The 19,906-nt window shown below is 40.7% G+C and carries 18 protein-coding genes; 9 read left to right on the top strand and 9 right to left on the bottom strand.

Translation table 11 applies throughout. The features are described 5' to 3' along the window. Positions 1-47: 47 nt before the first annotated feature. The 9 genes from HY960_02835 to HY960_02795 form a co-directional block, all read right to left on the bottom strand. Positions 48-2,330 (bottom strand): polyribonucleotide nucleotidyltransferase, encoded by a 2,283-nt coding sequence (locus tag HY960_02835; GenBank protein MBI5214667.1) that lies wholly within the window; start codon positions 2,328-2,330, stop codon positions 48-50. Positions 2,331-2,527: 197 nt separating this feature from the next. After that, on the bottom strand, positions 2,528-2,797 hold the full coding sequence (gene rpsO / locus HY960_02830; protein MBI5214666.1) for a 30S ribosomal protein S15: 270 nt from the start codon (positions 2,795-2,797) through the stop codon (positions 2,528-2,530). 12 nt (positions 2,798-2,809) lie between these two features. Further along, positions 2,810-3,751 (bottom strand): bifunctional riboflavin kinase/FAD synthetase, encoded by a 942-nt coding sequence (locus HY960_02825; GenBank protein ID MBI5214665.1) that lies wholly within the window; start codon positions 3,749-3,751, stop codon positions 2,810-2,812. Positions 3,752-3,763: 12 nt separating this feature from the next. Then, positions 3,764-4,129: a 30S ribosome-binding factor RbfA gene (gene rbfA, locus HY960_02820; GenBank protein MBI5214664.1), complete on the bottom strand. Its 366-nt coding sequence runs from the start codon at positions 4,127-4,129 to the stop codon at positions 3,764-3,766. A gap of 9 nt (positions 4,130-4,138) precedes the next feature. Further along, positions 4,139-7,000 carry a translation initiation factor IF-2 gene (infB, locus tag HY960_02815; protein ID MBI5214663.1) on the bottom strand — a complete coding sequence of 954 codons (2,862 nt, stop codon included), beginning with the start codon at positions 6,998-7,000 and terminating at the stop codon, positions 4,139-4,141. A gap of 31 nt (positions 7,001-7,031) precedes the next feature. Next, a complete protein-coding gene (gene nusA, locus HY960_02810; protein MBI5214662.1) occupies positions 7,032-8,393 on the bottom strand; it encodes a transcription termination/antitermination protein NusA in 1,362 nt (453 codons plus the stop codon). Between the two features lie 34 nt (positions 8,394-8,427). Continuing rightward, positions 8,428-8,886 carry a hypothetical protein gene (locus tag HY960_02805; protein ID MBI5214661.1) on the bottom strand — a complete coding sequence of 153 codons (459 nt, stop codon included), beginning with the start codon at positions 8,884-8,886 and terminating at the stop codon, positions 8,428-8,430. Between the two features lie 230 nt (positions 8,887-9,116). Then, positions 9,117-9,497, bottom strand: a complete 381-nt coding sequence (locus HY960_02800; protein MBI5214660.1) for a GIY-YIG nuclease family protein — start codon at positions 9,495-9,497, stop codon at positions 9,117-9,119. A gap of 53 nt (positions 9,498-9,550) precedes the next feature. After that, positions 9,551-9,895: a hypothetical protein gene (locus HY960_02795; protein MBI5214659.1), complete on the bottom strand. Its 345-nt coding sequence runs from the start codon at positions 9,893-9,895 to the stop codon at positions 9,551-9,553. 177 nt (positions 9,896-10,072) lie between these two features. Between HY960_02795 and HY960_02790 the strand changes: the two genes are divergently transcribed. The 9 genes from HY960_02790 (at position 10,073) to HY960_02750 (ending at position 19,905) form a co-directional block, all read left to right on the top strand. Further along, positions 10,073-10,408 carry a hypothetical protein gene (locus tag HY960_02790; protein ID MBI5214658.1) on the top strand — a complete coding sequence of 112 codons (336 nt, stop codon included), beginning with the start codon at positions 10,073-10,075 and terminating at the stop codon, positions 10,406-10,408. A gap of 154 nt (positions 10,409-10,562) precedes the next feature. Then, positions 10,563-11,918 (top strand): hypothetical protein, encoded by a 1,356-nt coding sequence (locus HY960_02785; GenBank protein ID MBI5214657.1) that lies wholly within the window; start codon positions 10,563-10,565, stop codon positions 11,916-11,918. A gap of 37 nt (positions 11,919-11,955) precedes the next feature. After that, the gene (locus tag HY960_02780) at positions 11,956-12,975 is read left to right on the top strand and encodes a zinc ABC transporter substrate-binding protein (protein ID MBI5214656.1); all 1,020 of its coding nucleotides are present in this window, start codon (positions 11,956-11,958) and stop codon (positions 12,973-12,975) included. 178 nt (positions 12,976-13,153) lie between these two features. Continuing rightward, positions 13,154-14,656 (top strand): metal ABC transporter permease, encoded by a 1,503-nt coding sequence (locus tag HY960_02775; GenBank protein MBI5214655.1) that lies wholly within the window; start codon positions 13,154-13,156, stop codon positions 14,654-14,656. Positions 14,657-14,775: 119 nt separating this feature from the next. Next, positions 14,776-15,180, top strand: coding sequence for a hypothetical protein (locus HY960_02770; GenBank protein MBI5214654.1), 405 nt, complete (start codon positions 14,776-14,778; stop codon positions 15,178-15,180). Between the two features lie 396 nt (positions 15,181-15,576). Next, the gene (locus HY960_02765; protein MBI5214653.1) at positions 15,577-16,269 is read left to right on the top strand and encodes a hypothetical protein; all 693 of its coding nucleotides are present in this window, start codon (positions 15,577-15,579) and stop codon (positions 16,267-16,269) included. A 286-nt stretch (positions 16,270-16,555) separates the two neighbouring features. Then, entirely contained in the window at positions 16,556-17,236 is a 681-nt protein-coding gene (locus HY960_02760; GenBank protein ID MBI5214652.1) for a restriction endonuclease, read from the top strand. Further along, the gene (locus tag HY960_02755; protein MBI5214651.1) at positions 17,233-19,050 is read left to right on the top strand and encodes a hypothetical protein; all 1,818 of its coding nucleotides are present in this window, start codon (positions 17,233-17,235) and stop codon (positions 19,048-19,050) included. The genes HY960_02760 and HY960_02755 overlap by 4 nt, the downstream gene beginning before the upstream one ends. A 312-nt stretch (positions 19,051-19,362) precedes the next feature. Then, a complete protein-coding gene (locus tag HY960_02750; protein MBI5214650.1) occupies positions 19,363-19,905 on the top strand; it encodes a peroxiredoxin in 543 nt (180 codons plus the stop codon). Position 19,906 lies beyond the last annotated feature (1 nt).

The raw sequence follows: 19,906 nt of genomic DNA, 5'->3' as shown, positions 1-19,906 counted from the left end.
CCACGAAGTAAAATCGTGGCTTTCCTTTTCATTGAATTGAATACAGATTAGTGGTTACCACCTCTGTCGCGGTCTCTTCCGCCGCCACCACCACGATGTCCACCACCACCGCGATGTCCGCCACGGTCGTTTCTTCTATCGTTGCTTCGTTCACGCTTCGGAGGTTCGGTTGAAGGGTCGTATCCCGGCATGAGCGCTTTATGGCTAAGATTATATCGTCCTTCCGAATCTTTTTCCATAAGTTTCACTTCAAGCGGGTCTCCGATATTGACTGCATCCGTTACCTTATCTACACGATTGATATCGAGTTGAGAAATATGAACGAGTCCCTCTTTCCCCGGGAGAAATTCAACAAAAGCGCCGAAGTCCATCGTACGCGTTACTTTGCCCTGATAAATTTTTCCAACTTCAGGAACTTCAATAATGCGATTGATGAGCGCAAGCGCTTTGGCGCTCGCTTCTCCGTCCACTGCCGCTATGACTACAGTTCCGTCATCTTCAATGTTGATTTCCGTTCCTGTATCTTTGGTGATTTGCCTGATATTCTTTCCACCTGGTCCGATAATCGCACCAATCATATCTGTCGGGACTTTGATTGTTGTTAATCGAGGTGCATATTTTGAAAGTTCCGGTCTCGGTTCGGCTATTGATTGAGACATCACATCGAGAATATGTAACCGACCAATTTTTGCCTGAGCAAGCGCACGTTCAAATATCTCGAACGAAATTCCCTGAATCTTAATATCCATCTGGAATCCGGTGATACCGTCTTTCGTTCCTGCGACTTTGAAATCCATGTCACCGAGATGGTCTTCGTTTCCAAGAATGTCGCTGAGGATTGCTGTTCGTTCTCCTTCTTTGATCAAACCCATTGCAATACCTGCAACCGGTTTTTTAATAGGAACACCTGCATCCATTAACGAAAGAGTTCCCGCGCAAACAGTTGCCATCGAAGAGGAACCGTTCGATTCAAGAATATCGGAAACGATACGAAGCGTGTACGGAAAATCTGCTTCTGCCGGCAGTACAATCTTTAATGAACGTTCTGCAAGCGCGCCATGCCCGATTTCTCTTCTACCAACAGAACCAAGTCTGCCGACTTCACCGACGCTGAACGGCGGAAAGTTGTAGTGAAGCATAAATCGTTTTGAAGTTTCCGGCAGCAAGCCTTCGAGGATTTGTTCGTCTAACTTTGTACCGAGTGTTGCCGTGGTTAAACTTTGTGTTTCACCGCGTGTGAATAATGCCGAGCCGTGTGTTCTCGGAAGCAATCCGATTTCACAGGTAATCGGTCTAATGTCGGTAACACCGCGACCATCGAGACGACGCCCTTCATCCAAAATCATTTTGCGCATTTCTTCATATTCAATCAAGTCAAGAATTTCTTTGAGCAATCCTGATTTTGATTCAATGAACTCATCCACGCTTAATTGTAAATGCGCTTTTTCTGTTTCATCAAGAGGTAAGTTGGCAGAAGGAATTTGAGTTTTCAAAGATTCAAAGGCTTCATCCTTGATTTGTTCAAGAGCCTTGCTGCGTTCTTCCTTGGCGAATGGCTGTCTGCATGCGTTGGCAATCTTCTGTCGTGCAACGTTGGAGACGAGAGAAACCCACGCTTCATTCGGTTGTTTCGATTCGATTGTACGTTTCGGCTTGCCACACTCGTTGCGAAGTTCTATCTGAACATCGCATAAGAGTTTGACAAACTCGTGAGCGAACTTCAGCGCATCAAGCATTTCCTGTTCAGAAATTTCTTTGGAAGAACCTTCAACCATAACAATTGAGGTTTTCGTTCCTGCAACTGTTACATCCATATCGCTTGTTTGCAACTGATTGTACGTCGGGTTGATGACGAATTGTCCTTCCACCCGTCCGACTCTAACTTCCGCAATCGGTCCATCGAACGGAATATCCGAAATCATCAATGCTGATGATGCGGCAACTGCGCCGAGAACATCTGCGTCGTGTTCCTGATCTGATGAGAACACATTGACAATGACCTGTGTTTCGCATCTGAACGATTCAGGGAACATCGGTCGAATCGGTCTGTCAATTAATCGTGCGGATAATACTTCTTTCTCAGAAGGCTTTCCTTCGCGTTTGAAAAATCCACCCGGAATTTTTCCTACGGATGAAATCTTTTCCCTGTATTCAACCTGAAGTGGAAAAAAATCTTGTCCTTCGACTGCATCTTTACTTGCAACCACCGTTGCGAGAACCATCGTATCGCCGAAGCGAACCATAACGGAACCATCGGCTTGTTTTGCTAATTTACCGGTCTCAAGTGACAGGATTTTCCCGCCAATCTCAACCTCTTTTCTTACTACCATTTTACTTCTTTCAATTATTTCTTACTTCTAATCACAAGTGTATCCAACAATCCATTACAGGTGAAACATTAATTATGTTCCACTTCACGAAAATGAATTACAGCGGATAGATTATCCGCTCATAAATCGGCTACCTTGTTTGTCTTCTGTGATGAGAGCATTTCTCTCAACACATATCCGCTCATGCGGAAAATGAACTACTTACGTATTTCAAGTTCTTGAATTATTTTTTTGTACCTGCCGACATCTTTCCGATGGAGATAATCAAGCAGTTTACGTCGTTTACCGACCATGCGTAACAATCCGTTACGTGAATGATTATCCTTCATATTCGATTTCAGATGACCGGATAGTTCGTTAATGCGTGATGTCAGAATTGCAATCTGAACTTCCGGCGTACCGGAATCTTTTTCAGACTTACCAAACTTCGTCACGAGTGTTTGTTTTTGCTCTTTTGAAATTGGCATGGATTTAATCCTTTATGATTTAACTGTTAATTGTGAAACTAATTTTTGTACTTCTGTTCGATCCTGTTGCAACTGTGCTACAAGTTCGTCCGACGATTGAAATTTTTTCTCTGCCCGCATTCTCTTCAAAAACGAAACACTGACTGTTTCTCCATAGAGATTGCCGGAGAAATCAAGAAGATGAACTTCGATACTCTGCTGTCCGTTCGAACCAAACGTTGGTCGAACACCAATGTTCATCATTCCGAAATATTCATTGTTTGAATATGAAACCTGAACTGCATAGACACCCGGAAGCGGCGTCAGTTTTTTTGTCTGGTCGAATGATAAATTGGCAGTCGGAAAACCTATTGTTGAACCGCGTCCATCTCCGCTCACAACCGTCGCTTGAATTGCGTATTGTCGTCCGAGGAATTCGTTTGCTTCTTCTATCTTTCCTTGTGAAAGGCATTCACGAATAAGCGAACTACTGACAATTGTATTTTGAACCCGTACTTCAGGAATCATGACGACCGTAAATCCGAATTCATCGCCAATCTTCGTAAGAACATCTATACTTCCTTCTCTGTTTTTTCCGAACATATGGTCATGCCCGATGACGACTTCACGAACGCCGATGTTCCGAACAAGACATTGTTCATAAAATGTCCTGGCAGATTGTTGGGAAAATTCATACGTAAAATTGATTATCAACGTCTCATCAATTCCCGCTTGTTCAAGATGCTTCAACCGCTCGTCAAGCGTACAAAGGTGTTGTACCGGACCTCGTCCGACAACATCCCGCGGATGGGGGTTGAATGTTACGACAACAGAACGACTATTTGAAAATTTTGCGCGATTCATGACATCATCAAGAATCGCTTTGTGTCCAAGATGAACACCATCAAACGAGCCGATGGTGACAACCGAATTCCGGTTGTATTCCATATCATCAAGTCCGTTATACACCTTCATGCGAAAAACGAATTACTTTCCTTCGGGTTTCTCGTTGTCATGCTCATGGATTTGCTTGATGAGTTGTTCAATTCTTGAAACTCTGTCCATTGTCTCATCAAGATAAAATTGCACAGAGGGAGTGAATTTTAATCGTACATGCGAACCGATAATTTGCCGAACGTGCGGCTTTTGTTCTTCTAAGTAGTTCAGTGTTTTCTGCTTTACTTCTTCATTTCCGAAGATACTGACGTAGACTTTTGCAATTTTCAAATCCGGTGTCATGTGAACTTCTGTCACTGTAATAAATCCGTATTGAGGATTATTAAACTCACGTGAAAATAAAACTCCAATTTCCTCTTTGATGACCGAGGCGACTCTTTCCATTCTCATTGACATAGAAATTCCTCAAGCTAATTTTCTTTGCGATTCAATGATCTTGAAACTCTCGATAGTATCCCCCGGTTTCAAATCGTTGAAGTTCTCCACGCCAATACCGCACTCGTAACCGGTTTCAACTTCACGAACATCTTCCTTAAATCGCTTGAGCGATGAAAGAGTACCTTCGAATATTACAATACCATCTCGAACAACTCGAATTCTGTTGTTGCGTACAATCTTTCCATCAATGACACGGCAACCTGCAATGTTCCCAACCTTTGGAATTTTGAAAACTTCCTGAACAGTAACAGTTGCAGTAATCTCTTCTCTCTTTTCGGGCGAGAGTAATCCTTCAAGCGCTTTCTTCACATCGTTGATAGCATCATAAATAATGTTATACAAGCGTATATCAACTTGTTCTTGCTCGGCGAGTTTGCGCGCATTCACTGTCGGTCGTACATGGAAGCCAATGATAACAGCGCCTGATGCAGCAGAAAGTAAGACATCTGATTCCGAGATTGCACCGACGGCTCTGTGAATTACATTCACACGAACTTCCTCGTGCGCAATCTTCATCAACGAATCAGCAAGCGCGCCGACTGATCCATCAACGTCTCCCTTAACAACCACTTTAAGTTCCTTAATCTTTCCTTCACTGATTTTTTGTGAAAGATTATCCAACGTCAGACTTCGAATCAAACGGAAATCCTGTTCACGTTTGAGTTGTGTTCGTTTGAGACTGATTTCTCGAGCGTCTCGCTCTTCTTTCATGCAGACAAATGTATCGCCGGCTTGCGGTACTCCATCGAATCCTAACACCTGAACTGGAGTTGATGGCAGGATTGCTTCAATCTTATTTCCTCGTTCATCAAACATTGCACGAACGCGTCCGCTCTGAATCCCTGCAACAAAAGCATCGCCGACATTCAATGTTCCTTTTTGAACAAGAACTGTTGCGACCGTTCCCTTTCCTTTATCTACACGCGCTTCGATAACAACACCGCGGGCAAACCTATCGGGATTTGCGCGTAAGTTCAAGACATCTGCTTCTAATAAAATCTTTTCGAGCAGTAAGTCAACATTCTTGCCTGTCTTTGCCGAAAGTTCGACATACTGATACCGTCCGCCCCATTCTTCAATCAACACGTTTCGCTCTGCTAATTGTTGTTTGATGCGTTCGATGTTCGCTTCAGGTTTATCGCATTTATTGATTGCAACAACAATCGGAACGCTAGCCGCTTGCGCGTGACTGATGGCTTCGACCGTTTGAGGCATCACACTATCATCAGCAGCGACGACAAGAACAACGATATCTGTTATTTGCGCGCCGCGTGCGCGCATTGCAGTAAATGCTTCGTGACCGGGAGTATCGAGAAATGTAATTCGTTTATCTCCATCCAACATCACAGAGTATGCACCGATATGTTGAGTAATACCACCCGATTCACCGGCAACAATATTTGTTCGTCGGATATAATCAAGCAACGAAGTCTTGCCGTGGTCAACATGCCCCATAATGGTAACAACCGGCGGACGCCACTGTAACTCTTCTTCTGTGTCCGGTTCATCAGGAATTTCTTCTGTCATTTCATTGATGAACTGCACCTGAAAACCAAATTCATCCGAGACAAGAAGAATCGTATCTTTATCAAGACGGTGATTGATAGAAACCATCATTCCTAAGCCCATACACTTTACGATAACTTCACTTGCAGTCGTGTTCATCATCGCTGCAAGTTCATTCACGGTAACGTATTCTGTCAGCCTGAGAATTGATTTATCTTTTTCTTTTTCTTCCGCCTGACGTAAAACTTCAGCCTCTCGTTTTTCTTTTCTCTTTTTCTTAAAAGCGGCTCTCTTCTCAAGGACAACAGAACCATCAGCAATATCAGCCAACGTCTTTTTGATTGTTTCCTGAACTTCCGTCTGGTCAACTTCCGATGTTTTGCCTTTCTTCTTCTTCTTGGCTTTAGGCAAAAGTTCATCCATGTCAGCCATGTCTGTAATAACTTTTTCTACTACGACACGTTTTTTCTTTTTCTTCTTCTTCTTTGCATCTGCATCAGCCGAAGAAGTAGTTGAAGTTGTTACTTTCGCTTTTGTTGCGGCATCAGAAGGTTTGGCTGCTGGTTTTGGTGGTTTCTTTAACTCTACTTTATCAACAATTTTCAATCCCCTTAAACGCGGGGCTTGAATTTTTAAAATTTCATCCGGTGCGGCTCTTCGCTTTCTTGCGGCTTGTTCCCTTGCTTCATCTACGGCAGGAGTTTTTGTTTTTCTCTCAGCCGGTTTTTCTGTTTTTTGAAGCGGAACTTCCTCACTCGATATTTTTTCCACTTCAGATTTTACCGCCTCAGGAATTTGTTGTACGAATGGTTCATCAGAAACCACGCTAATATCGGAAGGTATTACCTCTTGAGCGACAGAGAGTTCAGGTTCTTTGGAAATTTCAACAGACTCTACCAGCGGTGGTTGTTCGGGAGAAGAAATGACCGATTCTTCCGAAGAAGTCACGGACTGGATTTCAACGGGTTGTACAACCGGTACTTCGATTACCTCTTGTACTTCTTCTTTTTTTGGCTTTTCCTCGACTTTTTTCTTCGGAGCCTTTGTTGATTTAGATTTATCAACCGGGCTTTCAGCCTTTTTCTCTTCTTCTTTTTTCTGTTGTTCCCGAATGGTCTGAATTTTTTTCTGATGTTTTTCAGCAACTTCTTTGTCTTTTTTGAAATGAGCATTCAGGTCATGCATCATTTCATCAGTGACAACAGACATAAGACTGAGTCCTTTGTAGCCTCGCTTCTGAAGGTACTCAATCAAGATATCGTGTGAGCGATTCAGCTCTTTCGCGATTTGATAAATTTTTTTCTTCTGTGGTTTATCTGTCATTACTGTTTTTCAGTTTCCTGCAATCGTTCGTTTAGCTAACAGGCGGAATAATAGATTTGTCTTCCGGTTCGGTTTCCTCTTCCGGAGAACCATCACCAAGCGGTTCTTCCAATAAAGTCGTAACCACTTTTTCATCATCCTCATCATCTTCTTCTTCAAGGTCTGCTTCTTCGATACCACTCCGCATCATGTCCTTTAATTCGTGAATCTTCTGCAAGTCTAATCCTTCGACGAGCAATAAATCTTCATCGTTTGCTTCAATAACATCGCGGGCAGTTTCGAATCCTTCATCAACAAGACGTGCATACAATACATCAGACAATTCTTCTCTGAATTGTACTAAATCTACATCGTATTCTTCTTCCGCTCCCTCCTGTTCGACTTTAATATCAAAGCCAGTAAGTTTGGACGCGAGCCGTACATTTTGTCCGTTTCTGCCAATAGCAAGAGACGCCTGTTGTTTATCAACGAGAATGGTAGCAGTCTTATTCTCTTCATCAATGGTGAGACTCTTTAGTTTCGCCGGAGCAAGAGCGCGTTGCAACAGTATCATCGGGTCTTCTGACCATGTTATAACATCAATGTTCTCATTATTCAGTTCGCGAACAATTGCATGAATACGAACACCTTTCATCCCGACACAAGCACCGACCGGGTCGATTCTATCATCATGTGATTCAACGGCAACCTTTGCTCGTTCCCCGGGTTCACGCGCAATTCCCTTTATTTCGATGATTCCATCATAGATTTCTGGAATTTCCAGTTCAAACAGTTTCCCAAGAAACATCGGGTCGGCGCGAGAAATAATTACTTGAGGATGTGCAAGATTTTTCTTCACATCTTTAACCACTGCACGAATTGTATCACCTTTGCGGTATCGCTCTTTTGGAATTTGTTCCATTTTCGGAAGGAGTAATTCGTTCTTGTTATGATTGACAAGTATTTCGTTCTTTCGTACCTGATAAATTTCACCGATAATAATTTCGTTCAGTGAATTTTGGTATTCCTTGTAAACTACTTCTTTTTCGATTTCTTTAATTCGTTGATTGAGACTTTGTTTTGCCTGAACTATCAATCGTCGTCCGAATTCGGACATCTTAATCAACTCGACGAATTCTTCTCCAACCTCCAATGATTCCTTCGTCTTCTTTTTTACATCTGTAAGAGAAATCTGTGTGCTTGGGTCGGTGACTTCCTCGACAATATCCTTGATAAGATAAATTTCGATATCTCCTTTGTCCATATTAACAACAACATCAAAGCGGGCTGTTTCTCCATATTTCCTTTTCATCATGATGGAAAACAGTTCTTCGATAATGCCGACAAGGACATCCTTGTCCATTCGTTTTTCCCGCGCCATCTGCGCGAACGATTCGACTATTTCATAGTTCATTGATTACTCCAACAAATTATATACTTTTTCTTACTTACCATTGAGGTTTCACTTTTGCTTCGATTATTTCATCGAATAAAAATTCTTTTATCTGTTCTTTCTCAAGTTGTAATTGTATTCCGGAATCTGTCACTTCGAGAAGTTGCCCGGTCGTAACGACAACCTTCTCTCCATCATTGTGCTTTACCGAAAGTTTCTTACCGCGGTGCTTCGGAAATTGCTTGGGATATTTCAATGGACGGTCAAACCCGGGCGATGAAACAACGAGGTTGTACTTGCTTTGTAAAAATCCAAAGCCTTCTAACGCCTGATGGAACGAGCGACTTAATTCAGTGCATAATGCCGAAGTTACCCCTGTCTCTGTGTCAATGAAAACTTCAACGACATTTCCGTATTTACTTTTTTTGAACGTTAGTTCAATCAGATACGCTTGCTTCTCTTCAATAAGAGGTATCAGTGCATCCTGTAATTGTTCAATTTCAGTACGAAACAACGAGTTTACTTCTTTTTCGATTACAATTTGAATTCATACCAAAAAAAAAGTCCCGACTGAGGTGGGACTTCTTAAGTGGGCGTGCTAATATACAGAAACGTAATTTGAATAACAAATTGAGGGTTTTTCCATAATTACAGGAGATGGAGTCCACTTTTCATTTTTGGATTGAGCGATTTCGATGTTAATTCAATTACTTAGGGACAAGTGGACTCCATCTTGCTAAATGCTTACGCCTGCCTGATATTTGAATCTTTATTGTAACCGCGCTCGCCTGTCGGCAGTAGTTTCTCAAACCAGATTTGTTCAAGCAGAGTCAGTTCATCAATCAGGTTGAAGGTTGCATTATCCTTCATTTTGACTTCCTCCAGAATCTCGAAGGTAAACTTATCCGCTCCGAATTCATTCCAATCCTTTTGAAGCGCTTCATTCTTATGTGAATTGATGCCTAACATGAACTTATGTGCATTCAACGGTCCTTCAAGGTTCAGACTGCTTCCGAGAAAGATTTTCCCGTTTGCATTATTCTTGATTTGAAAGATTCCGGCTGGTTTCATTCGTTCTTTGTATTCTCGTTTTATGTCTTGTTTTGATTTTGCTTCTGTATTCATTTTCGTCAGTCATATTTTAGAACCTTCCATTCGTAAATGGATGTTGTAAATATTTATCGTCTTCTATGATTTGAAGGAAGATATTTCATCTTAAATCCTAATCGTTTGGCAAGCTCGATATCATTGTAGTGGATAAAAGCATAATGGTCAGCAGCGTAACGTGGTGCACCGCAAAGTGCGATGATAGCATAATGTTCAGTAAATACATCGAACACACGAATACCAGCGTCATTCAGTAATCGCTTAGTATCCGGTGGCGTAAAGTGAACTGAAGTGTCACACAGCACTCCACCGACAATTTGTTTCGCTACCCAAACTTTACGAGTGGAAGGTTTACCGGCAACGGGAACAATTGTGTTCTCATATTGACAGGAAATGATAAAGAGTGATGTTATCAAAAGAACAATAATATTTATGTTCATCAATTTCATAACTAATTCCTTTCAAAATATTGCTGAATGAAGGTAAGGAAATTCCTGATTGAAGTCAATAATTATTTGATTTTGAATTGAACCAAATTTAACAGCCGTGCGTTTTGCTCTTTGGTTGAATTTACCTACATTTATCACCGAATCATGAAGAAAGTTCCCAAATATATTGTTCTTTTCCTGTTGGTGTGCTATGGATTGACGTATCACGTCGTTCCGGTAATGCACACACACCAGATTTCCTGCGGACATGATTCACATGAATATAAAAACCTGATGCAGGCGAATGCCTCTTCGAGCGATGACGGATTGGTCTGTTTGATTTGCCAACGGATGAATTCACTCGATTCACTTTCATTCGACATCGTTCTCTTTCAGGGAATTCTTACCACCACCTCTCTCCTTTTTGTTGATACCGACACGGGGTTGGTTTCAACAATTCTCCTTGCGTCCGATGGGCGCGCTCCTCCGACGTTAGCATAGTCTCTTTTCCAAAAATACTTCATCATTCATAATTCACTATTCGACATTCATTATTTTCCTTGAGGGAAATCATGAAATATGAATATCGAATGTTGAATGAAGAATGTGTTATCAATGATTATCCATTTTGAAATTATGTTAACAAGGAAATTCAATGAAATTGAAATTATTTTTTATTGTTGTTCTGCTCATTATAGGAACAACACAACTACTTTTTAGTCAAACTGATGTTGAAGCACAACTTCAGCAATTACGAAACGAAATTACACAACTTCGTTCGCAACTCGATAGTTTAAAAAATCAAACAACATCCGAATCGTTCGGAGAAAGCGATGTTGAACGTCTCGAAGAACGATTGGATGAACGGATTCAGGAATTAGAAAAGAAGATTGATGCGGGTTCCCGCGCATCATCTTCAACAATTCTCAATCCAAGAACAACAGCGTTTATTAATCTTGCCGCACGGTACGATAACAAAAGCGTGCTTGATTATGAAGGCGTGGCAGAAATCAGTAATCGTCCGTACCTCCGCTCGCTCGAACTTGATTTCCGTCAGGCAGTTGACCCGTACGCTGATGCAGTTGCCATAATAGCAATCGAAGATGAAGCAGGAACCGGTTACGCAGTTGAACCGGAAGAAGTGTACGGAGTTATCAAACGCCTCCCGCTGCTTGAATCAGCGCCACTTGGTCTAAAAGTGAAAATGGGTCAATTTCGTGCGCCGTTTGGTGTAAGCAATAAAATTCACATGCACGATTTACCGTGGACCACCCGCCCGCTTATCGTCTCGAAATATCTCGGAACAGAGCATGGTGATTTCTTCGAGTCGGGCTTTAATCCGGTCGGAGTTGATTTTGATTTCTTCCTCCCAAACTTTCTCACTGATGTTACAAAGGAAGTAAACTTCTCCATCGTTCGTGGCGAGGAGTTCGGATTGCCGAGTGATATATCAACGGATAAAACACTCGGCTATGTCGGTCATTTGAACATTTCAAAGGATTGGGATAACGAACATCTTCTCAATCTTGGATTAAGTTTTTATGGTGAAGGAAATTTTTTATCTAACAAAGGTATAACAGAAGCAGACGATAAATCTTTGCTTGGAATTGATTTCACATACAAATGGGCACCGGCAGAAAACCGGGAAAGCAAATCGTTGGTACTTGGAGGAGAATTCATGCAAGGAAGTCAACTGTTGACAGATTCAGTTAAAGGAATTACAAGGAATAATCCTTTCGGTTGGTACGGCTATGTTCAATATCAAACATCGTCCTGGCTCTATCTTGGCGCACGGTACGATTGGCTTGAAGAACCGACACTTGAAAAACCTGTCACACAATCATTTGCCGCGTACGCAAGTTACTACACATCCGAATATTTTCGGTTGCGGCTCGGCTACGAACAACGGTGGAGCGACATCGAACAGGTCAATGCGCTTGGCTCGCTCTTGTTTGAAGTTAATTTTGTCTTCGGTTCGCATCCAACAGAACCGTATTGGGTGAATCGTTGAATCGTTATCAGTTATTAGTTATTCGAAAGGAAAAAACATGAAGAGTTATTCACTTGTATTAATTTGTCTTTTGATTTTTGGAAGTTCAATCGGTGTTTGCCAAAATAAATTGAATGTGCTGACAACGCTGAACTATCTCAGGTATGTTACACAACAAGTTGGCGGAGAGAAGGTTGAAGTCTCTGCGCTTGCGAACCCGAAGCAAGATCCGCATTATGTTACTCCGACGCCTCGCATGAATCAAGCGGCGAACGGCATTGACTTATTTATCGAAAGCGGATTAGGACTTGATTCATGGGCGAAGAATGTCATTGATGCTTCCGGCAATCCGAAAATTCAGCCGGGGAATCCGGGACATTTGGTTGCCACAATCAATGTTCCTGTGAAAGAACTTCCGACGGAAGTATCGCGTGCGTGGGGTGACATCCATCCTCAAGGAAATCCCCACGTTTGGCTCGACCCGTTGAACATGAAGATTGTTGCAGAAAATATTGCAGAACGGTTATCCAAACTTGATGGGACAAATTCGGCATACTATCAACAGCAACTTGAATCCTTCAAACATAGAATTGATGTAGCACTGTTCGGAGATGAATTGCTGAACACAATCGGAAAAAAAGCAGGAGATATTTTATCACGGAAAGCAAAGAACGGTGATTTGCAATCATGGCTGAAATCGAAAAAACTTGATACAAAGTTAAACGGTTGGTTCAAGAAAGCAGAACGATTGAACGGGACAAAAGTCATGTCGTATCATAAAACGTATGTCTATTTTTCCGAACGATTCGGATTGAATATCGTCGGTGAGTTGGAAGAAAAACCGGGAATTCCTCCGCCGCCGAAACACCGTGATGCAGTTGTTGAACAAATCAAACGAGATAATATCAAAGTTATTCTTAACGACAATTTCTACTCAACTGAAGCGGCTGATTATATCGCAAGTAAAACTCAGGCAAAAGTGTTTCTCACATATATTGATGTCGGCGCAGCTCCCGAAGTTGACACGTACGAAAAATTAATCAATTATCTTCTTGATAAATTGCTCACAACAAATTAATCTGATGGATTGATGGAGTTTTGGAGTGTTGGAGTACTATGCTCATTGGAGTAATGGATTGCCGGAGTATTGGAGTGTTTCACAGTACGATAATATCTCAACTACTTAACTACTCCAAAACTCCGCTACTCCATTACTCCTCATGTAGTAGAAAAATGAACAAAGTAAGGAACGAATAATGAACGAACTGTTTTATCTCCCACAGAGTATGCTATGGCCACTTGTGTCATGCCTCGTCCTTACGGGGATTCATGTATATCTTGGAGTTCATGTAATAGCGCGTAAAGTAATCTTCGTTGATTTGGCGCTTGCACAAATTGCGGCACTCGGTACGGTTGTTGGAGTGTTGCTTGGGTACGAAGTCGGGAAAGATGCGAACGCGTTGTATCTGTATTCATTAGCGTTCACCATTTTCGGAGCGTTTGTTTTTTCCATTACACGAATGAAGGCTGAGCGTGTTCCGCATGAAGCAATCATCGGAATTGTTTATGCGGTAACATTTGCAACAACGATTCTTGTCCTCTCCAAAAGCGCTCTCGGTCCGGCGGAACTTGACCACATCATCAAAGGCGAACTGCTGTGGGTGCAACCTCCGACCGTCATCAAGACGGCAATCATCTACGCTCTTGTCGGTTTGTTCCATTTTATTTTTCGAAAGAAGTTCATGGCAATTTCCGTTAATCATGACCACGCGGAAGCATCGGGAATGAACGTGCGGCTTTGGGATTTTCTTTTTTACATGTCGTTCGGATTTGTCATCACAAGTTCGGTAGCGATTGCTGGAGTGTTTCTTGTTTTCAGTTATCTCGTCATACCGTCTGTTGGCGCGATGCTTCTTTCAGACAAACTCAGCACTCGACTTACCATAGGATGGGTTGCAGGTTCCATCATTAGTTTTATTGGAGTAAAACTTTCGTGGAATACCGGCTTGCCGACAAGTCCGCTTGTTGTCGTATTACTTGCGTGTGCGTTAGTCGTTGCAGGCTTGTATGATTATTTCAAACATACAAAACCGCTTTTCCGCGCTGTTAGAAATCTTGCCGGAGCAGTTACCGTCGTCCTCCTCTTTCTTGGCGGAGTGTATTTCTTCCGCGCTCATCAGGAAGACCCGCTTGAACATACGCTTCACATGCTGGCAAGTCCGCTTGGAACTGACCGCTTGTCTGCTCTCTCCTATCTCGAATCATTCCACTCAAATAAGGAACAATGGATTCCGCTCGTGATTGAAAAGTTGAAAGATGAAGATGCGCAAGTTCGGAAATCGGCAATTGTGTTGCTTCAACATGCTAATGCGCAATCTGCCTTCAGTGAAATCCTCTCCATGCTTCATGACAAATCAGACGAAGTGAAGAATGCATCGCTCGATGCAATCAAACTCATGGGTGATAGTTCCTCCGCAACGTTGCTGATTGAAAAAGCACAAACAGAGGACGACCCGGAATTGCAACTTCAATTACTTACTACATCGCTCAGTCTGGGAAGTGTATCAGCCCTTCCTCCGCTTCTCCATATTATTCAGGAAGATGGGATTTTTGCTGAAGATGCTTGGGAGATTCTTAAAGAAAGAATTCCATTTGATTTTGATGAGTTGAATGTTGTAAAGATAGAAACGTGGTTAAAAAATAATTCTCAATATTTGAAATGGAATGTTTCAACTAAGGTTTTTGAATTGAACCGTTAGCCATAGAGTGTTCATTTTCAAATATTATGATGTCTGCTTCGGCTCATAATCATTATTGAAGTTGGGCGAAGAGAGTCCGGTATTTCGTCCCTCGCAGATAACTGAAAGGGAGCATGGGAATGAGAGTGAATCTCGATGCAGGAAAAGTGTGTTTCCGACCTAAAATAGTGTTTCTCCCTGTTGGAAAAATGGGTCTTCTCGTTGGGAATATTTCTCTCCTCGTTAATAGTATGTTTCTCCGGTCTGATACAATGCTTCTCCGAGTTGGAAAAGTGTTTCTCCACGTCAGGAAAATGTTTCTTCTCGTTGAGAATATTTTTCTCCTCGCTAATACTATGTTTCTCCAGTTTGAAAAAATGTTTCTCCGCGTTGGAAAAGTGTTTCTCCGGTTTGGGAAAATGTTTCTCCTTGATGAAAGTGAAGTTCTCCGAGATGAGTGGTTGTTGGAAACTGAGTGTCCCTATTGCATTCCCACGCTGATAACTGATAGGGAAAGTTCTTATAACTACCGAGAGCAAATTTGATTCACAAAATGAATGATGTATATTTACAGGAAATAATACGGTACCTATTTTACTTTATCTCAAGTTCGATTCAGAAGACAAAACTTAATCACACAGTAAATTATTATGATGATAATAACCGCTATTCATTTCATCGTAAACCTGCGTATTCCTGCAATATGGATGCTGGATTTGCGCTTCTTAGGTTAACATGGATACGTATATTTAAATGTTATGCCCAATTTTAAAACGACACGACAAAGAAGAAAATAAGTAATGATTAAAAGAGACTATTATTCAGTAAGGACAGGGAAAATCACACCCGACCAACAAGTAAACTTTGAAGTGTTGAAGAAACTTTTTTTCGTAACTTATAACAAATTAAATGCTGACGGCTATTTTCAAAAGTATTTCGGTATAGACTGCACTGACGGATTTATTTCTGGAGAATTGGGAGAAGAAGTTGAAGCGATAATTTTCGTGAATTTAAGGAAAGACAATTTATATCCTATTTACAAAAATTTGCCCAACTACTCCGAAGACGATTTCTTTGACGTAATTGAATTTCTTCACGACCATTGCTCAAAAGGACTCAACGGACACTTTCACAGTTGGAACAATTGTGGCTACCACTATGAAGAATTTAATGACATTGAAGGTCAAAAACGCTTTAGAGAATTATTAAACCCAATTTTGAGAGAATATAAAGACGGCTTTGAAATTTCTGAAGACGGAGAAATACTAATTCTTTCCGACAATGGACTTTCAAACTTGTTTGAAGCGGACATTCCCACAAATGACAAGGACAATATCTCAAACAAAATAAATTCTGCAATTCTGAAATTTAGACGACATAAATCAACACTTGATGACAGACGAGAAGCAATTAGAGAATTGGCGGACGTTTTAGAATTTCTTAGACCCGCAATTAAGGAACATTTAAACAGGAAAGACGAAAGCGACTTATTTAATATCGCTAACAATTTTGGAATTAGACACCACAATAAAGACCAACAAACAGAGTATGATAAAGCAATTTGGTATAGTTGGATTTTCTATTACTATTTAGCAACATTACACGCTGTATTGAGAATGACGAACAAGAAATGAAAAGTAAAATTGGGCATAACCCGGGTTTTGCGTCAGGCGGGGTTACGTGCAAACTTGGAGTTTTGTGCTTCTATTCGAGTTCGGTGAAAGTGTACAGTTTCGTGCTCCAAAACCCGCCCGAACGCAAAGCCCCAAAACGTTATCCGCGACCCTATGGCGACCTTGTGTCAAACGAACGAATAACAAAACTCAAACAGTTGTGGACAAAATTTTTTTTACTTTTATACGACAAACACGAAACGACACATTTAAATATTACGTTAGCAACATTATTTTCTGATAGACATTGAAGCAAAAATTAACAATAAAGAAACTGATTGAAGAAGCCCATATTTTTTGTGTTTCTCAATCAAAACTTCAACATAAAGAACTTTTCGGAGTAACGGATGGTAAAGCCGTTGGAACTTTCATCGAGCAGAAGTTCCAAAAGCATCTGAATGACAACTATGAAGTAACGGTTGGCTCTTCAGCAAGTGGAATTGACTTACCATCGGCTGACATTCTTACCGACATCAAAGTAACTTCAATTAAGCAACCTCAATCTTCGTGTCCTTTTAAAGATGCTAAACAAAAAATTTTCGGACTTGGTTACAACTTACTTGTTTTCGTTTACGATAAGGCAGACAACCCAAAAACTAAAACTGCTATTCTGAATTTTGTCAGTTGCTCATTCGTTTCAAAAGAACGAACTGCTGACTACACTACTACTTTTCGGCTGAGAGAAATGATTAAGGACAACGCAAATGAGGCTGACATCATTGCTTATCTGAACGATAAAAATATTCCTGCCGATGAAATAACTTTATCAAAATTGGCAGAGCAGATTTTACAATCACCGCCGGAGCAAGGATACCTTACTATTTCTAATGCGCTACAATGGCGATTACAATACCAAAGAATTGTAACATTGGAGAAAGAAGTTAAAGGAATTACAAAAATTATAAGTTTCTATAAACGCAAGCGATGAAAATATTTGAAGCAAATATTACTCATCAGGTTTCAGATTTCTTACGCAACAAACTGAACAGGACGACAACGCTTGTAACAGCCAATCAAAAAATGTTTGATGCTTGCGGCATCAAACATTTTTTTGAGAGCGAGATTGAACTTGAAGCATTGAAAGAAATTATTTGCTCTCACAGTAGTTTAATTGCAGAACCTGACAGAGCTGAATATGGAGATTTTCAAACTAATCCTAATTTAGCATCGAATGTTGTTAAGTTTTTAAAGCAAGTTTCTTCAAATCCTGAAATCATTGTTGAGCCGACGTGCGGAAAGGGAAATTTTATTGTCGCTTGTCTAAGCACATTCAAGCGAATTGAAAAAATATTTGGAGTCGAGATTTACAAACCGTATGTGTGGGAAACGAAGTTCAACATTCTTCAATTTTTCATTGATAACCCTGACACAAGAAAACCGGAAATCGAAATCAACCACTTTAATGTTTTCGATTTCGATTTTGGGAGAATTTGCAAAGAACATTCAAGAAGAGAAATATTAGTTATTGGAAATCCTCCGTGGGTTACAAATTCCAAATTGAGTAGTTTGGGTTCGGGCAACCTACCGATAAAGTCAAACTTCAAAAATCATAGTGGTTTGGATGCCATGACAGGGAAAGGAAACTTTGACATTGGCGAATACATTACGCTTATGATGTTTGATGCTTTCCAATATTCACATGGACACTTTGCTTTTCTTGTTAAAAATTCTGTGATAAAAAATGTGGTGTTTGACCAACAACAACGCAACTATAACATTGCCGACTTACAAAAACTAAGTATTGACAGTAAGAAAGAATTTAATGTTTCGGTTGAAGCATCATTACTTTTTTGCAAGTTGAATGGAATCCCTGAATTCGTTTGCAACGAATATAATTTTTACAACCATGCTACACTGCTCAATCAATTTGGTTGGGTTCAAGATAAATTTGTTTCAAGCGTTGAACTCTACAAACACAGCAATGATATTGACGGACGTTCTCCTTTTGAATGGAGACAAGGAATCAAGCACGATTGTTCTTCCATCATGGAACTTGAGAGAGTCAACGGACATTTTGTTAATGGACTTCAACAAGAAGTAATTATAGAAGAAGATTTGGTTTTCGGTGTACTGAAAAGTTCTGACCTCAAAGAAACGGTAATTGACAAGACGAGAAAGTTTACAATCATTACACAGAAAAAAGTTGGACAAGATACTTCGTTTATCAAAAAAGACTTCCCAAAAACTTTCCACTATCTACACAAAAACAAAGCACAATTCGATTTACGCAAATCAAGCATCTACGACAACAAACCCGATTATTCAATTTTCGGAATTGGTGATTACTCTTTTGCCCCCTATAAAATTTCTATTTCGGGTTTATATAAAAACTATTCTTTCAATTTGGTGTTGCCACAAAACGGAAAGCCAATCATGCTTGACGACACCTGTTATTTATTAGGCTTTGACAAGTTGGAGTTTGCCGTTTACACACTCATACTTTTAAACTCTGGCAAGTCAAAAGAACTTCTGCAAGCAATTACTTTTTCTGATGCAAAGCGAACTTTCACTAAAGATATTCTCATGCGAATTGATATTCTGAAACTTGCTTTACAGTTTACAAATGTGAAAATCCAAGCCGAGCTTGATGAAATTAACAAGCAATTCAAACAGAATATCAAACTTGACAAGTGGGACGAATTTATTAAGACGATGATGCCTGTTCATTCTCAGCAGTTGATATTATTAGAACCGGAAGTGAAATACAAAAAGAGAAGAATGCAACATGTAAGGACTGCATGACTTGTCCAAGATGCACTCACCGCTACGACAACTCTCACCACCCCTCCGTTTCAATTTCCAACAGCACAGGCAACCCAATATAATTTCTCTTACCTGTTGGTTTTCTAATTTTTATGGTTAGATGTTCCATATAATGATTATTGATTATTCAACTGCACAATTTTACAAATACATACGTTCAAAAACAATTTCCGGAATGATGTATTTTGAAATGAATAAGGGGAATTCCCAAAAATGTTCGTATATTCATACCCGTCTATGCGCACAAAAAACAGAGACTATCAGGCATCAACACTTCAAGGAAATTTCAGTATGAAATTTTTCGTTCTTTTTGTATTCACGTTTGCTCTACCATTCGCTCTCCTCTCACAACAATCATCTCAAAAGAGTTTAGCGGTGGGAGATGCGGCACCCGATTTTTCCCTGCCGTATGCTACACAGGATTCTGTCGCAAGTGAGGATTTGAAACTCTCATCGTTTGCCGGGAAACGAAATGTTGTTCTCGCCTTCTACCCTGCCGATTGGAGCGGCGGTTGCACGAAAGAAGTCTGTACGTTGCGGGACAATTTCTCTGCATTAGCAAATCTTGATGCCGAAATACTCGGCATCAGTGGTGATTATGAATACTCGCATCATGAATGGGCAAAACATCATCAATTGCCTTTCAAACTTGTCTCTGACCACAACCATAGCGTTGCCAAAACATATTCGAGTTTCAATGAATCAGGATACAACAAGAGAACAGTCTATGTCGTGGATAAATCGGGCAAGATTGCATATATAGATTTGCAATACAGCGTTCGCACACCTGATTCATTCAACAAATTACAGGAAGCACTCAAACAACTCAAATGAA

The sequence above is a fragment of the Ignavibacteriota bacterium genome, assembly GCA_016212665.1.
Lineage (GTDB): Bacteria > Bacteroidota > Ignavibacteria > UBA10030 > SZUA-254 > FW602-bin19.
This window is presented reverse-complemented; position numbering and strand designations above follow the sequence as displayed.